Annotated in this window: 1 protein-coding gene; it reads right to left on the reverse strand. The window is 67.1% G+C overall.

Annotated elements, in window-relative coordinates:
* Positions 1 to 103 precede the first annotated feature (103 nt).
* Complete coding sequence (locus tag ACFSKW_RS18330; RefSeq protein WP_379573466.1) at positions 104 to 1018, reverse strand: SDR family oxidoreductase; 915 nt, start codon at positions 1016 to 1018, stop codon at positions 104 to 106.
* Between the last annotated feature and the right edge of the window lie 158 nt (positions 1019 to 1176).

Raw genomic sequence — 1176 nt, forward strand, 5'->3', positions numbered from 1 at the left:
TCGTTCGTCACACATCGAGCATCGACACCCTCGCCCTATCCCTGCAGCTATGCCTTTGCATCAATCATCTAGCCGGGTGCCGCGCGGCGGGGGCCGGGGCGCCTCACCGGTAGCCGGTCGCGTCCGCAGGCTTGCCAGGGTCCTGGACCTCGACCAGGTACCGCCAGCAGTCCGGCTGCGAGCCGTCCAGATCGGTGAAGCCGTACTCACGAGCGAGTTGCCCGCTTGACAGCGACTGTCCGCTCCAGCGCAGCACATCCGGGTCCGTGGCCAGGGCGGCGACGGCTCTGCCGACGTAGCGGGGCGTCTCCGAGATCACGAAGTGCGGTTCGCGTGCGGTGGCATCACGCCAGTTCTCCTCCCTCACCCCGAACAGGTCCAGCATCAATTCCGACCTGAGCCAGCCCGGACTCAACGTCACCGCCGCGCAGCCGTACTGCCGCAGCTCGTGCGCCTGCGCGAAGCCGAGCCTGATCACCGCGCTCTTGGCGTGGTCGTAGAAGAAGGAGACGCGGTAGTTGTGGTCGTTGTACTGCTTGGTCCCGTCAGTCATCTCGACCACCAGGCCGCCCGGACGCTTGATCAGCAGGGGCAGTGCGTAGTGGCTGGTGATGATGTGCGTATCGATGGCGAGTCTGAGCAGCCGCAGCCCGCCGTCGAGATCGTGCTCCCACAGCGGCGTGTCCCACTGGGCCAGCAGCTCGCCGCCCCAGATGTCGTTGACCAGCACGTCAAGCCGGCCATGGTCGCGCTCGATCCGTTCGACGAGGGCACGTACCTGCTCGCGTTCCAAATGGTCGACCTGGACGGCGATCCCCTTCCCGCCGGCCTCGTCCACCAATGCCGCGGTCTCTTCGATGGTCTCGGGCCGCGCGTACTCCGACTGGCTCGCACGTGTGGTCCGACCGGTCACGTACACCGTCGCCCCCGCCGCGCCCAGCTCCGCCGCGATGCCCCGTCCGGCACCTCGCGTCCCTCCGGCGACCAGCGCGACCTTGCCCTTCAACGTGTTGTGCATGCTCCCGAAGCTAACGGCGATACCCGACAAGGGCTGTCATCTTTTAGCTCGCCCGTTCACTGCCGCGTCGTGGACCGCCGGACGGGCGCCCTGCGCCTAGGGCCTGTACGGAGTTCAGATCTTCAGGCGGTTCGGAGGCTCCGGATCCACAAGATGGC

The organism is Nonomuraea mangrovi, assembly GCF_042681425.1.
In the GTDB taxonomy this organism is placed as follows: domain Bacteria; phylum Actinomycetota; class Actinomycetes; order Streptosporangiales; family Streptosporangiaceae; genus Nonomuraea; species Nonomuraea mangrovi.